The organism is Curtobacterium sp. USHLN213, from assembly GCF_037144815.1.
In the GTDB taxonomy this organism is placed as follows: Bacteria; Actinomycetota; Actinomycetes; order Actinomycetales; family Microbacteriaceae; genus Curtobacterium.
This window is the reverse complement of the sequence record NZ_JBBCYQ010000006.1, coordinates 83,278-97,354: the sequence shown is the minus strand read 5'-3', so window position 1 is coordinate 97,354 and position 14,077 is coordinate 83,278. Positions and strand designations below refer to the sequence as shown.

Annotated in this window: 15 protein-coding genes; 12 read left to right on the top strand and 3 right to left on the bottom strand. The window is 72.9% G+C overall.

The features are described from left to right. The first annotated feature begins 63 nt into the window (after positions 1-63). The 5 genes from WFH25_RS09985 (at position 64) to WFH25_RS09965 (ending at position 4,187) form a co-directional block, all read left to right on the top strand. Positions 64-276 (top strand): antitoxin, encoded by a 213-nt coding sequence (locus tag WFH25_RS09985; RefSeq protein ID WP_070418268.1) that lies wholly within the window; start codon positions 64-66, stop codon positions 274-276. A gap of 121 nt (positions 277-397) precedes the next feature. Then, positions 398-1,690, top strand: a complete 1,293-nt coding sequence (locus WFH25_RS09980) for a SufS family cysteine desulfurase (RefSeq protein WP_336697645.1) — start codon at positions 398-400, stop codon at positions 1,688-1,690. Beyond that, on the top strand, positions 1,687-2,136 hold the full coding sequence (sufU, locus tag WFH25_RS09975; protein WP_336697551.1) for a Fe-S cluster assembly sulfur transfer protein SufU: 450 nt from the start codon (positions 1,687-1,689) through the stop codon (positions 2,134-2,136). Before WFH25_RS09980 ends, sufU begins: the two co-directional genes overlap by 4 nt. Positions 2,137-2,260: 124 nt before the next feature. Then, a complete protein-coding gene (locus WFH25_RS09970) occupies positions 2,261-3,664 on the top strand; it encodes an LLM class flavin-dependent oxidoreductase (RefSeq protein WP_071302694.1) in 1,404 nt (467 codons plus the stop codon). 4 nt (positions 3,665-3,668) lie between these two features. Next, positions 3,669-4,187: a GNAT family N-acetyltransferase gene (locus tag WFH25_RS09965; RefSeq protein ID WP_175496040.1), complete on the top strand. Its 519-nt coding sequence runs from the start codon at positions 3,669-3,671 to the stop codon at positions 4,185-4,187. A 4-nt stretch (positions 4,188-4,191) separates the two neighbouring features. Here WFH25_RS09965 and WFH25_RS09960 read toward each other — a convergent pair whose 3' ends face one another. Next, positions 4,192-4,767 carry a VOC family protein gene (locus WFH25_RS09960; RefSeq protein ID WP_092386210.1) on the bottom strand — a complete coding sequence of 192 codons (576 nt, stop codon included), beginning with the start codon at positions 4,765-4,767 and terminating at the stop codon, positions 4,192-4,194. A 179-nt stretch (positions 4,768-4,946) separates the two neighbouring features. On the opposite strand from WFH25_RS09960, the gene WFH25_RS09955 reads away from it, so the two are divergent. The 7 genes from WFH25_RS09955 to WFH25_RS09925 all read left to right on the top strand — a co-directional run bounded on the left by WFH25_RS09955 (position 4,947) and on the right by WFH25_RS09925 (position 12,983). Then, complete coding sequence (locus WFH25_RS09955; RefSeq protein ID WP_092386212.1) at positions 4,947-5,666, top strand: VIT1/CCC1 transporter family protein; 720 nt, start codon at positions 4,947-4,949, stop codon at positions 5,664-5,666. A gap of 167 nt (positions 5,667-5,833) precedes the next feature. After that, a complete protein-coding gene (locus tag WFH25_RS09950) occupies positions 5,834-7,393 on the top strand; it encodes an NCS1 family nucleobase:cation symporter-1 (RefSeq protein WP_336697550.1) in 1,560 nt (519 codons plus the stop codon). 48 nt (positions 7,394-7,441) lie between these two features. Further along, entirely contained in the window at positions 7,442-8,206 is a 765-nt protein-coding gene (locus tag WFH25_RS09945) for an aspartate/glutamate racemase family protein (RefSeq protein ID WP_071294579.1), read from the top strand. Then, positions 8,203-9,600 carry an allantoinase AllB gene (gene allB / locus WFH25_RS09940; RefSeq protein WP_336697549.1) on the top strand — a complete coding sequence of 466 codons (1,398 nt, stop codon included), beginning with the start codon at positions 8,203-8,205 and terminating at the stop codon, positions 9,598-9,600. Before WFH25_RS09945 ends, allB begins: the two co-directional genes overlap by 4 nt. Before the next feature lie 43 nt (positions 9,601-9,643). Then, a complete protein-coding gene (locus tag WFH25_RS09935; protein ID WP_336697548.1) occupies positions 9,644-10,897 on the top strand; it encodes a pyridoxal-phosphate-dependent aminotransferase family protein in 1,254 nt (417 codons plus the stop codon). Then, the gene (locus WFH25_RS09930) at positions 10,894-12,153 is read left to right on the top strand and encodes an allantoate amidohydrolase (RefSeq protein ID WP_336697547.1); all 1,260 of its coding nucleotides are present in this window, start codon (positions 10,894-10,896) and stop codon (positions 12,151-12,153) included. Before WFH25_RS09935 ends, WFH25_RS09930 begins: the two co-directional genes overlap by 4 nt. Beyond that, positions 12,150-12,983, top strand: a complete 834-nt coding sequence (locus WFH25_RS09925) for a MurR/RpiR family transcriptional regulator (RefSeq protein ID WP_071302686.1) — start codon at positions 12,150-12,152, stop codon at positions 12,981-12,983. The genes WFH25_RS09930 and WFH25_RS09925 overlap by 4 nt, the downstream gene beginning before the upstream one ends. Here WFH25_RS09925 and WFH25_RS09920 read toward each other — a convergent pair. Together WFH25_RS09920 and WFH25_RS09915 are read right to left on the bottom strand one after the other, a co-directional pair. Continuing rightward, entirely contained in the window at positions 12,950-13,477 is a 528-nt protein-coding gene (locus tag WFH25_RS09920; RefSeq protein WP_336697546.1) for an SRPBCC family protein, read from the bottom strand. The two genes, WFH25_RS09925 and WFH25_RS09920, sit on opposite strands and share 34 nt — an antisense overlap. After that, positions 13,474-14,049 (bottom strand): GNAT family N-acetyltransferase, encoded by a 576-nt coding sequence (locus WFH25_RS09915; protein WP_336697545.1) that lies wholly within the window; start codon positions 14,047-14,049, stop codon positions 13,474-13,476. Before WFH25_RS09915 ends, WFH25_RS09920 begins: the two co-directional genes overlap by 4 nt. Positions 14,050-14,077 lie beyond the last annotated feature (28 nt).

The following is a 14,077-nucleotide window of genomic DNA, read 5'->3' as shown; positions in this document are numbered from 1 at the left end:
ACGGGCCTACGATCGGCCGCACGACGGGGCACCGGGCTCCGTACCGGCGACGAGGAGCAACCGATGGCGGGGTTCGACGACATCACGAAGAAGGCCCAGGACTTCCTGCAGGACAACAAGGTCCAGGACGCCCTGAAGAGCGAGAAGGCCGAGGACATCAGCGACAAGGTGCTCGGCGGTGTCGCCGACGCGGTCAAGAAGGCCACGGGTGGCAAGTACGACGACAAGATCGACGGCGCCCGTGACGCGGCGGACAAGCAGATCGGCAACGAGTGACGCGGTTCCCGCGCACCGTACGGACGGCCCCGGACCACGTGTCCGGGGCCGTTCGCCGTCAGCGGTACCCGTCCGACTGGACTCCGGGCCGCGAGCAGACCACCATTGTGTGGTGACTGTCGTGGCGCCCAACCAACCGCTCACCGAGTCCGAGGTCGAGGCGATCAAACGGGACTTCCCGATCCTCCAGCAGGAGGTGAACGGGTTCCCCCTCGCCTACCTCGACTCCGGGGCCACCGCCGAACGACCCCGCCAGGTGCTCGACGCCGAACGACGTTTCCTCGAGCACGACAACGCCGCCGTGCACCGCGGCGCGCACACCCTCGCCGCGCTGAGCACCGACGCGTACGAGGACGCCCGGGCCACCGTCGCCGGGTTCGTCGGGGCGGCGTCACCGTCCGAGGTCGTGTGGACCGCGAACGCCACCGACGCCCTCAACCTCGTGGCGTACGGCATCGCGAACGCCAGCCGCGGCCGTGGGGGACCGGACGCCGAGCGCTTCCGCATCGGACCCGGCGACGAGGTCCTCGTCACCGAGGCCGAGCACCACGCCAACCTCGTCCCGTGGCAGGAGCTCGCCGCGCTGACCGGTGCGACGCTCCGCTGGGTCCCCGTCGCGGACGACGGCACCTGGACGGCCGAGGACGCCGTCGCCCTGGTCTCCGACCGCACGAAGGTCGTCGCCTTCGCCCACGTCTCGAACGTCACCGGCATGGTCGCCCCGGTGTCGGCCGTCGTCGCAGCCGCCCACGCGCACGGTGCCCTCGTCGTCCTCGACGCCTGCCAGTCCGCACCGCACCGGCCGCTCGACGTGCAGGCGCTCGGCGTCGACTTCGCGGCGTTCTCCGGGCACAAGATGCTCGGGCCGAACGGCATCGGCGTGCTCTGGGGCCGCCACGAGCTGCTCGACGCCCTGCCCCCGTTCCGGACCGGCGGATCGATGATCACCACGGTGACGATGGAGCACACCGACTTCATGCCGGCACCCGAGCGGTTCGAGGCCGGCACCCAGCCCGTGTCGCAGGCCGTGGCGCTCGCCGAGGCGGTCCGCTACCTGCAGGGCATCGGCATGGAGCGGGTCCGCGCGCACGAGGAGCACCTCGCCGAGCGCATGCTCACCGGACTCGCCGCGATCCCGGGCATCCACGTCGTCGGTCCGCCCGCCGGGGTGCCGCGGTCCGGTCTCGTGTCGTTCGACGTCGACGGCGTGCACGCACACGACGTCTCGCAGTACCTCGACGCGCAGGGCATCGCGGTGCGCTCCGGCCACCACTGCGCCCAACCGCTGCACCGTCGGCTCGGCCTCGTCGCCACCAGCCGTGCGAGCACGTACATCTACACGACCGAGCAGGACGTCGACCGGTTCCTCACGGCCGTCGGCGAGGTCCGCGACTACTTCGGAGCGACCGCATGAGCGCCCTCGACTCCCTCTACCAGCAGGTCATCCTCGACCACGCGAAGGCCCGACACGGCGACGGCGAGCTACCCGACGCCGACGCCGAGCACTTCGAGCGCAACCCCACCTGCGGCGACGAGATCACCGTGCGCGTGCGCCTCGAGCCCGGCACCGACCGCATCGCCGGTCTCGCGTGGCAGGGCGACGGCTGCTCGATCTCGATGGCGTCGGCGTCGGTCCTCACGGACATGGCGGTCGGTCGCACGGTGCCCGAACTGCTCACGCTCACCGAGGAGTTCCGCACGATGATGCGGTCCCGCGGTGCCGGCGAGCCCGACGAGGACGTGCTCGAGGACCTCGTCGCGTTCCACGGCGTCTCGAAGTTCGTCATGCGGGTCAAGTGCGGGATGCTCGCGTGGGTCGCGGCCGAGGCCGCCGCGCGCGAGGCGACCACGCGCTCCTGACGCGACCGGTCTGCGGTCCAGGAGGCACGGTGCGGGCCCGCACCGTCCCTCCTGGACCGCAGTCCCACGTCACGGTTCGTCACCTTCCGCCGTCCGCCCCGGGTCGGCACGTACCGTCACGCCCGTGAGCACGAGCAGCGAGCACCGTCAGATCCGGTTCAACGCCTTCGACATGAACTGCGTGGCGCACCAGTCCTCCGGGCTCTGGCGGCACCCGCGGGACCGGTCCCGGCACTACAACGACCTGTCGTACTGGACCGACCTCGCGCAGCTGCTCGAGCGGGGCAACTTCGACGGGATCTTCATCGCTGACGTGCTCGGGACGTACGACGTCTACGGCGACTCGAACGAGGCCGCGCTCCGCACCGGGTCGCAGGTCCCCGTGAACGACCCGATCCTGCTCGTGTCGGCGATGGCGTCGGTGACCGAGCACCTCGGCTTCGGGATCACGGCGGGGACCGCGTACGAGCACCCGTACCCGTTCGCCCGGCGCATCTCGACGCTCGACCACCTCACGAAGGGCCGCATCGGCTGGAACGTCGTGACCGGGTACCTGCCGAGTGCGGCGCGGAACATGGGGCAGACCGACCAGCTCTCGCACGACGACCGGTACGACGTCGCCGACGAGTACCTCGAGGTCCTCTACAAGCTGTGGGAGGGCTCGTGGGAGGACGACGCCGTGGTCGAGGACCGCGAGACCGGCGTCTTCACCGACCCCGCGAAGGTCCACCCGATCGAGCACCACGGCACGCACTTCGACGTCCCGGGCATCCACCTGTCCGAGCCGTCGGTCCAGCGGTCGCCCGTGATCTACCAGGCCGGGGCCTCACCGCGCGGCATCCGGTTCGCGGCCGAGAACGCCGAGGCGGTGTTCGTGGGCGCACCGACCGTCGAGCAGCTCGCGTCGACCGTGCGGAAGGTCCGTGACGCCCTGGAGGCTGCTGGTCGCGACCGGTACGCCGCCCGCGTCTACACGTTGCTCACCGTCATCACCGACGCCACCGACGAGCTCGCCCAGGCCAAGTACGAGGACTACCTGTCCTACGCCTCGGAGCTCGGGGCGCTCGTACTCAACTCCGGCTGGATGGGCGTCGACCTGTCGCAGTGGGACCTCGACGAGCCGCTCGGCGACGTCGAGTCGAACGCGATCCAGTCCGCGGCGGCGAACATCGCGGCGGCCACCGGGTCCGACGGGTCGAAGTGGACGATCCGGGACCTCGCGCGGCACACGGCGATCGGCGGCCTCGGCCCGGTCGCGGTCGGCGGCGGGGCGACCATCGCCGACCGGCTCGTCGAGATCCAGGAGCAGACGGACGTCGACGGGTTCAACCTCGCCTACGCGGTGACCCCGGGGACGTGGGAGGACGTCATCGAGTTCGTCGTGCCGGAGCTCCGTGCCCGCGGCGTCTACCCCGACGGCTACGAGCCCGGATCGCTGCGGCACAAGCTGCACGGCCGCGGTGACCGGCTGCCGGCGGAGCACCGCGGGGCGTCGTTCCGGGTGGGGCAGTCCGCAGCCGTACGCTGAACGGGTGATCGGGTCCTCGTTCGTCGTGCGTGCCGCCGTCGAGGACGAGGTCACCGCGTGCGTCGACCTGTGGACGCGCGCCGTCGCCACCCGTGACGGCGTGCCCGAGTCGGACGCGGTGCGGGAACGCGCCCGGTCGAAGTTCGCGGTGCCCCGCGTCGCGCTCGTCGTGGCGTCGACGGAGCCGGACCGTGGTGCGGCCGCGGCGATCGCCGGGTTCGCGCTCGTCACCGCTCCGGGGACGGGGCGTCCGGGGGACCCGGAGGACGCGGCCTACCTCTCGCTCCTCGCCGTCGACCCGCGGGCCCAGGGGCACGGACTCGGACGGTCCCTGCTGCTGGGAGCCGTCGCCGAGGCCGGAGCCGCGGGCCACCGCCGAGCCCTGCTGCACGCGCTGGACGACAACGCGCCGGCGCTCCGGCTGTACCGCAGCGCGGGGTTCCGTCCCGTGGGCGACCCCTTCGCGCACGCACTGAGCGGTCGGCCGACCCGGGTCTGGGCCACCGACGGCGTCGACGACTGAGCCGTCAGGACGGTTGGGGCTCCGGCTCCGGCTGCGGTGCGGGGAGCGCGTCGGCCGCGCTCGGCCACGGCGCCCACTTCGCCCGTGGTGCGACGAGCAGGTACGGCTGCGGCGTCGGGTAGCTGACGAGTTCGAGCGTCGAGCCCCACGGGGTCCGGGTGTACACGAACCGGTTCCCCTCGCCGACCTCGAGGCCGCGGAGGTCCCGAGGGTCCGAGTTGCGGGTGCCCCCGGCTGCCTCGATGCGGGCGAGCGTGCCGTCGAGGTCGTCCGTGTACATCGCGAGGTGCTGCCACCCGAGGTCCGCGGGGTGCACGGGACGGTGCTGGTCCGGTCCGTGGTACTCGAACAGCTCGAGCCCCGGTCCGTCCGGCAGTGCGAGCATCCGCATCGCGCCCTGTGCCATCGTCGACGGGATCCCCAGGTAGCGGTGCGCCTCGGCCGTCGCGTTCGGCTCCTCGGTGCGGCAGCGCATGTCGTACAGCACGACGGCGTCGAACGCCGCCTCGAAGAACGCCGTGGCGGCATCGATGTCCGGCACCGTGACGCCCACGTGGTCGATCCTGATTCCCGCGCTCATGGGCCGATCCTGACACCCGGGCGCCCGCACGTTCCGCCCGGGTGCCGAGGGTGCGGTGCCGATGCGGCTTCCCGCACGCCACAGACCGGTGAGGTGAGGCTGCCCTCATCGGAAAACCCCTGATCAGGGTGGCCTCACCATGCTGGCGCCGACCCGCGACGAGTGGCATCCTGACTCGCATGTCGACCGCTGCGGACCTCGTCCTGCCCTCCACGGACCGCGACGCCACGAGCGCCGCCCGGCTCAACTGGCTGCGCGCCGGCCTGCTCGGGGCCAACGACGGCATCGTCTCGGTCGCGGCGGTGCTCGTCGGCGTCGCGGGAGCCGGCGCGGGGACCGGTCCGGTCATCGCGGCGGGCACCGCAGCCCTCGTCGGCGGAGCGGTCTCGATGGCCCTCGGCGAGTACGTGTCCGTCAGTGGTGCCCGTGACGCCCAGCGCACCGGCCAGGCCGCCCACCAGGCCGAGCTCGAGGCGGAGTCGGAGGACGCCGGCACGATCGCCGCCCACTACCGGAGCCTCGGCGTCGACCCGGCCGTCGCGAGCGCCGTCGCCGACGAGCTCGTCCGACCCGAGGTGCGCCGTCGACGGGCAGCGGTCGCGCTCCGCGATGCCGAGGACGAGGTGGTCAGCCCGTGGCGTGCCGCGTGGGTGTCGGCGGCGACCTTCACGACCGGTGCCGCGCTGCCCTTCCTCGCGATGCTCCTCAGCCCCGAGCCCGCCCGCGTGGCGGTGACGGTCGTCGCGGTCCTCGTCGCGCTCGCCGCCACCGGGACGACCGGTGCCACGCTCGGTGGTGCGCCGCGCACGCGGGCGACGATCCGTGTCGTGACCGGGGGAGCGCTGGCCCTGGCCGCGACGTACGCGGCCGGGGCGGTCCTCGGGGCGCACGCGCTCTGAGCGGGCGGACGGCGATCGGTGTCGGTGTCCGTGTCGGAACGATCGTTCCAGGACGGGCGTCACGACACACGACCGTTACACGGAGGTAACGGTCCGGGCGCAGTGTCTCCGTAGCGTCGTGGCAGAGGCGGGCACCGCTCGCCCTTCCCACTCCTTCGGAGGACGCCATGGCAACAGAGATCCAGCCCCCGGTCGCCGCGCCCCACGCCCCCCGCACGACGGCAGCACCCGCCGGTGCCGGCGTCGTCCGCCCCGGGTACGACCCGGCGCTCACCAACGAGGACCTCGCTCCGCTCCGCAAGCAGACCTGGACGAGCTACAACATCTTCGCGTTCTGGATGTCGGACGTGCACTCGGTCGGCGGCTACGTCACCGCCGGGTCGCTCTTCGCCCTGGGCATCGCCAGCTGGCAGGTGCTCATCGCCCTGGTGGTCGGCATCCTCATCGTGCAGGTGTTCGCGAACCTCGTCGCCAAGCCGTCCCAGCGCACCGGGGTGCCGTACCCGGTCATCAACCGTGCGGTGTTCGGCGTGCTCGGGGCGAACGTCCCCGCCATCATCCGTGGGCTCATCGCGATGGCCTGGTACGGCGTGCAGACCTTCCTCGCCGCCCAGTCGCTCAACATCGTCTTCCTCAAGTTCATCCCGGCCTCGGCGGGACTCCTCGAGCACTCGTTCCTCGGGCTCTCCGCGCTCGGTTGGATCTCGTACGCCATCCTCTGGGTCGCACAGGGCGCCCTCTTCTGGATGGGCATGGACGCGATCCGGCGGTTCATCGACTGGGCCGGCCCGGCGGTGTACGTCATCATGATCGCCCTCGCGATCTACCTCGTCAGCCGTGCCGGCATCGGGAACATCTCGTTCACGCTGTCCGCCGGTGCGCCGCTGTCGTTCGGCGCGAGCATCCCGGTGATGCTGTCCGCGATCGCCCTCGTGGTGAGCTACTTCTCCGGCCCGATGCTGAACTTCGGCGACTTCTCCCGCTACGCGAAGTCGTTCGACGCGGTGAAGCGTGGCAACCTCTGGGGCCTGCCGATCAACTTCCTGTTCTTCTCGGTGCTCACCGTCCTCTGCGCCAGTGCCACGGTGCCGGTGTTCGGCAAGCTCATCACCGACCCGATCGAGACCGTGCAGGCGATCGGGGCGCCGTTCGCGATCCTCCTCGGCGGGCTGACCTTCGTCACCGCGACCGTGGGCATCAACATCGTCGCGAACTTCATCAGCCCCGCGTTCGACTTCTCGAACGTGGCCCCGCGCAAGATCAGCTGGCGGGCGGGCGGCATGATCGCGGCCGTCGGGTCCGTCCTCCTCACCCCGTGGAACTGGTACGGCAACGACCAAGCGATCCTGTACACGCTGGGGGTCCTCGGCGCCCTGATCGGCCCGCTGTTCGGGATCCTCATCGCCGGCTACTACATCGTCGCGAAGCAGCGCATCGCCGTCGACGACATGTACACGAAGGACCCCGCGGCCCGGTACTGGTACGTCAAGGGCTGCAACCCGAACGCGATCTGGACGCTCGTCGTCACCGGTGCGGTGTCGGTCGCCAGTGCGGTCCTGCCGTCGGCGCTCGGCGTCGTCCCGTGGCTGTCGAACTACAGCTGGTTCATCGGGTGCGCCCTCGGCCTCGTCGTCTTCGTCGGGATGGAGCGCCTCCGTCCGAGCATGCCCGTGCTGGCCGCCGACGACCCGTCCGTCGACGACGGCGCCGCGGTCGGCCGGGCCTGACCGACCGAGCCGTCCCACCCGCACCACCGCACCACCGGAAGGAACTCGATGCGCATCCGCGTCGTCAACCCCAACACCACCTCCTCGATGACCGCGGCGATCGGCAGCGCCGCCGCCGCGGTCGCCGGGCCCGGGACGATCGTCGAAGCCGTCAACCCCACCATGGGGCCGGCGTCGATCGAGAGCCACTACGAGGAGGCGCTGGCCGTCCCCGGGCTCCTCGAGCAGATCGCGCTCGGCGAGCAGGACGGTGTCGACGCGTACGTGGTCGCATGCTTCGGGGACCCCGGGCTCGACGCGGCACGCGAAGTCGCGTCCGGACCCGTCATCGGCATCGCGGAGGCGGCCTTCCACGCCGCCGCGATGCTCGGGCGCCGGTTCGGCGTGGTGACCACCCTGAGCCGGACCACCGGCCGGGCGCACGAGCTCGCCGAACGGTACGGGTTCGCGTCGCTCGTGACCGAGGTCCGGGCGTGCGAGGTCCCCGTGCTCCGCCTGGAGGACCCGGACTCCGACGCCCGGGCGCTCGTCGTCGAGGAGTGCCGGGCCGTGCTCGCCGGCGGCGCCGACGCCGTGGTGCTCGGCTGCGCCGGCATGGCGGACTTCTGCGCCGAGGTGTCCCGGGCCGTCGGGGCGCCGGTCGTGGACGGTGTCGCGGCGGCCACGGTGCTCGCCGAGTCCCTCGTGCGCCTCGGGCTCACGACCGGGCGCCGCGGCGAGTACGCGCCACCCCCGGCCAAGCCGATGGCGGGACTGCTCGCGGGGTTCGAACGCCGGCCGATGGCGGGCGCGACGGTCGGGGCGGGCGCATGACGCGCCTCCAGGGCCCCGCCGGGGACACGACGGCCGCACCCGCACTCGCTGACCTGGTCCTGCGCGCCGGCCGCGCCTGGATCGACGGCGTCTTGCGGCCGGCAGCCGTCGTCGTCCGCGACGGGCGGGTCGACGCCGTCGTGGCCGTGGACGAACCCGTCGACGCCGTCGAGGACCGCACCGTGCCCGACGCGCACGTCCTGCTCCCGGGCCTGGTCGACACGCACGTGCACGTGAACGAGCCCGGCCGCACCGAGTGGGAGGGATTCGCCTCGGCGACCCGTGCAGCCGCACTCGGTGGCGTCACCACGATCATCGACATGCCGCTCAACTCGATCCCCGCGACGACGACCGTCGAGGCGCTCGAGGTGAAGCGCGCGAGCGCCGCGGGCCGCGTCGCCGTCGACGTCGGATTCTGGGGCGGTGCCGTCCCGGTGAACCTCGGGTCGCTCGACGGTCTGCACGACGCCGGCGTGTTCGGCTTCAAGTGCTTCACCGCGCCGTCCGGGGTCGACGAGTTCCCGCACCTCGACGCACCGCAGCTGCGCGCGGCGATCGAGGAGGTCGCCCGCATCGACGCCCTGCTCATCGTGCACGCCGAGGACCCCGAGTTCCTGGTCGACCACGCGGCGCTCGGCGGACACTACGAGGACTTCCTCGCCACCCGCCCGGTCGACGCCGAGCGTTCCGCGATCGCCCGAGTGGTCGAGGGTGCCCGCGAGACGGGCGCGCGCGTGCACGTCCTGCACCTGTCGGACGCCGGTGCGCTGCCGATGATCCGCGCCGCGAAGGACGACGGCGTGCGGATCACGGTCGAGACCTGCCCGCACTACCTCGCCTTCGAGGCCGGCACGATCCCCGACGGGGCGACCGAGTTCAAGTGCTGCCCGCCGATCCGCGACGACGCCAACCGCGACGCGCTCTGGGCCGGGGTCCTGGACGGGACGATCGACATGATCGTGTCCGACCACTCGCCCTCCACCGCGGACCTCAAGACCGACGACTGGGGGACCGCCTGGGGCGGGATCGCCGGGCTGCAGGTCGGCTTCCGTGCCGTGTGGACGGAGGCCCTGCGCCGCGGTGTCGCGCTCGAGCAGCTGCTGCCGCACTTCACGACCGGCCCGGCGGCGCTCGCCGGCTTCGCCGACCGCGGACGCCTCGCGCCGGGCGCACTCGCGCACTTCGCGGTGTTCGACCCGTCCGCCTCGGCGGTCGTCGACGCGGCCGGGCTCGCACACCGCAACCCCGTCTCGGCGTTCTCCGGCCTGGAGGCACGGGGCAGCGTCACCGAGACCTGGTTGCGCGGGCGGCTGGTCGCCACCGCGGACGGCGGCGTCACGTCCGTCAGCGGAGCGCTCGTCGACCGACCCGTGCTCGCTGGAACACCGCTGTAACGATCGTTCCGATACGATCTCCACCGGAACGAGAGGACCGAACATGCTCCCTGTGAACCCGCCCGCCCGTCTGCTCATGGGACCGGGGCCGATCACCGCCGACCCGCGGGTGCTCCGTGCCCTGTCGACACCGCTCGTCGGGCAGTACGACCCGTGGATGACCACCACGATGAACGAGACGCAGGAGCTGTACCGGCGGGTGTTCGGCACCACCAACGAGGCGACCGTCCTCGTCGACGGCACCTCCCGCGCCGGCATCGAGGCGGCGCTCGTCTCCCTGCTCGCCCCGGGGGACCGCGTGCTCGTGCCGGTGTTCGGGCGCTTCGGGCACCTGCTCGCTGAGATCGCCGGGCGTGCCGGGGCCGAGGTCCACACGATCGAGACCGAGTGGGGGCAGGTGTTCACCCCGTCGGCGATCGAGGACGCGATCGCGCGGGTGCGCCCGAAGGTCCTGGCGATCGTGCAGGGCGACACCTCGACCACGATGAACCAGCCGCTCGACGAGCTCGGAGCGATCTGCGAACGGTACGGCGTGCTGTTCTACACCGACGCGACCGCCACCGTCGGGGGCAACCCGCTCGAGGTCGACGCCTGGGGCATCGACGCCGTGAGCGCGGGACTGCAGAAGTGCCTGGGCGGACCGTCCGGCAGCGCGCCGCTCACCGTCTCGCCGCGGGCCGTCGCCGTGCTCGACCAGCGTCGCAGCGTCGAGGCGGGCATCCGCGAACCCGGGGACGAGGTCGCCGACGAACCCATCCGGTCGAACTACCTCGACCTCGCGATGATCCTCGACTACTGGGGCCCGCGACGGCTCAACCACCACACCGAGGCCGCGTCGATGCTCTACGCCGCGAACGAGTGCGCCCGGATCCTGCTCGAGGAGGGCCGCGACGCCGTGGTCGCACGCCACGAGACTGCGGGTCGCGCGATGACCGCCGGGGTGCAGGCACTCGGGCTCGGCGTCTTCGGCGACCTCGGGCACAAGATGCACAACGTCGTCGCGGTCGAGATCCCGTCGGACGTCGTCGGCGACCAGGTCCGTGCCGCGATGCTCGACGACCACGGCATCGAGATCGGCACGTCGTTCGGGCCGCTGCACGGACGGGTCTGGCGGATCGGCACCATGGGCTACAACGCGCGCAAGGACACCGTCGTGACGACCCTCGCCGCGCTCGAGCACGCCCTGCGCCGGGCCGGGCACGCGGTGCCGTCCGGCGGTGGCGTGGACGCGGCGCTCGACGTCTACGCCGGCGCCGGCGTCGTCGCCGGCGTCGTCGCTGCCGGGGTGTCGGCGTGAGCGCGCCGTCCGTGGTCCGGGCCTCCGCGACCGCCACCGCCGACGCGGCGCTGATCGCCGGGTGGTGCGACGAACTCGCGGCCGTCACCGAGGAGCCCGGCCGGATCACCCGCGTCTACCTCTCGCCGGAGCACGCACGGGTCAACGCGATCGTCGCCGGCTGGATGCGCGACGCCGGCCTCAGCACCTGGCAGGACGCGGCGGGCAACCTGCACGGCCGCGTCGACGGTGCGACCCCCGACGCCCCCGTGCTGCTGCTCGGATCGCACCTCGACACCGTGGTGGACGCCGGCCGGTACGACGGGATCGTCGGGGTCCTCATGGCCATCCGGACGGTGGCACGGGTGACCGCCGACGGCCCGCTCCCCGTCGCGCTCGAGGTCATCGCGTTCTCCGACGAGGAGGGCACCCGTTTCGGCAAGGCGCTGCTCGGGTCCTCCGCGGTCGCCGGTGTCTGGGACGAGTCCTGGTGGGACCTCACCGACGGCGACGGGGTCACCCTCCGCGACGCCTTCACCCGCTTCGGGCTCGACCCATCGCGTGTGCACGAGGCCGCGGTCGAACCGTCGGTGCTCGCCGGCTACCTCGAGGCGCACATCGAGCAGGGACCGTACCTCGAACAGGCCGGTCAGGCGCTCGGCGTCGTCACGAGCATCGCGAGCGCGCGGCGGTTCACCGTCGAGGCCGTCGGCGAGGCCCGGCACGCCGGCGGCACCCCCTACGACCGACGGCACGACGCGCTGCTCGCCGCCGCCGAGGCCGCCCTCGCCGTCGAGCGGATCTGCCGGGCGTCGCAGCACGTCGGCACGGTCGGCACCATGACCGTCGAGCCCGGAGCCGTGAACGTCGTCCCGGGGCTGGCACGGTTCTCGGTCGACCTGCGCGGGGAGTTCGACGAGGGACGCGACGCCGTGTGGGAGGAGATCACGAAGGCGTTCGCGCTCATCGGGGAGCGCCGTGGCGTCAGCGTCGAGCCGACCGAGGTCCACCGTGCGCCGGCGGTGTTCTGCGCACCGCGGCTGATGGACGCCGTCCGGGCGGGCATCGAGTCGACGGGGGAGCCCCGTCCGATCGAGCTGTTCTCCCGCGCGGGACACGACGCCATGTCGCTCGGGCTCGTGACCGACGTCGCGATGCTCTTCCTCCGCAACCCGGACGGCATCAGCCACCACCCCGACGAGTTCGTCTCCACCGAGGACATCGCCCTCGGGCTCGACGCGCTCGCGGTCGCGGTCGGACGGGTGGCCGCAGCGTGAGCACCGCGGGCCCCGACGTCCGGGCGCGCATCGACTCGGTGTGGGAGCAGCTGTCCCCGGCCGAGCGCCGCGTCGCCGCGATGGTGCGCCACGACCCCGAACTCCTGCTCGTCGGGACCTCGGCCGAGCTCGCCGCCGAGTCGGGCACCTCGAAGGCCACGGTCTCCCGGCTCGTCCGGTCGCTCGGCTTCCAGGACGCCGCCGAGGTCCGGCAGAACCTGATGTCGGCACGGGGCTCCGGCCTGCCGTGGGCCGCCGAGGACGCGGCGCACGTCGACCAGCGCGCCGTCGAGTCGCGCAACCTCGACGCCGCGTTCGCCTCGCTCGCGCGGGCCGACCGTCCCCGTCTCGCCCGTCGGATCGTCCGCGCGCGCCGGGTACTCGTGGCGGGGGAGCGCGGGGCGTACCCGATCGCCCTCCAGCTGCGCGCCCAGCTCGCGCAGGTCCGACCGGACGTCCGCATCGGCCCGGCCCCGGGGCAGCGCCTCGGCGAAGAGGTGGCCGACCTCGACCGACGCGACCTCGTCATCATCGTCACGGTGCGCCGGCACGCCGCCGGCATCGGCAAACTCGTGCGGCACTGCGTCGCCAGCGGCGCGGACGTCGTCGTGATGGGCGACCCGACCGCGGCGGTCATCGCGGCCCCGGCGGCCACGGCGATCCTCTGCCCGGTGGACTCCCCGTCGGCGTTCGACTCGATGGCGGCGCTGTTCGCCGTCGTCGCCGCGGTCGCGAACGACGTGTACGAGGCATCCGGCCCGGGCGGGCGTGCACGGGTGGACGCGGTGGCGCAGGCCTACGACGCGCTGGGGGAGCTCGCCGCGCCCTGACCCGTGCCGTCGCCGCGCTCGTCGTCGCCGGCACCGCCGCGCTCGTCGACGAGTTCGGCCGCCAGCGAGGCGTTGCGCTCCCGGATCAGCCGCGGCAGGTACCGGGCCAGCGCGAGCCGCTCGGCGACGACCCCGAGCACCCCGAGCGGTGCGCGGAACTCGATCTCGTCGACCATCCGCGTGCCGCCGGCCGACGGCTCGAACCGGTGCTCGTGCCGGAACCGGGCGAACGGTCCACGCACCTGCTCGTCGACGAACCGGTGGGGCGCCTCCAGAGCCGTGATCCGACTCGTCATCCGCCACACGATCCCGAAGTGCCGCGCGCGCCACGTGACGGACTCACCGAGCCCGATCGTGCCGGCCGTGGTGCCCGCGACCGCGCGCTCGTCCGTGGCGGCCATGGACCGCTCGTGCGCGCCGATGTCGAGCGACAGCGCGAACGCGCGCTCCGGCGGGACAGCGAGGTCGGTGACGACCCGGAACGCGACGGTCACGACGTCGGCCAGTCCGGTCGGACGGATCGGTCGTCGTCGCGCAGGACGGCTGCCAGCAGTTGGTCGTGGCGCCGGCCGTGCTGGAGCACCGCGGACCGCTGACGCCCTTCGTACCGCATGCCGAGCCGCTGCGCGACGGCGATCGACGCGAGGTTCTCCGCCATCGCCCGCCACTGCACGCGCGCGAGCCCGAGCCCGTCGGGAGCCGGCGCGAACGCCCACTGCAGCACGCGGTCCGCCGCCTCGGTCACGAAGCCGTGCCCGCGGGCGTCCGGGCGGGTCGCGTACCCGATCTCCGCGCCGCCGCCGGCGAACCCGAAGAGCCCGACGGTACCGAGCAGCCGTGGGTCGTCGGCACGGCGGAGGGCGAACTCGTAGCGGGTGTCCGACGCCCAGCCGTCCTGCACCACGGCCGTGAGCCAGTGGCGGGCCTCGGCATGACCGTACGGTTCGGGCATCGGGATGAACGCCACCACGTCGGGATCGGTCGCGTAGGCGACGACGTCGTCGGCATCGGTGAGCTCGGGGACCGAGAGGACCAGCCGCTCGGTCCGCAGCGTGACGGGGTCCATGGGGCGAGCCTAGCGACGGCGGTCGTCG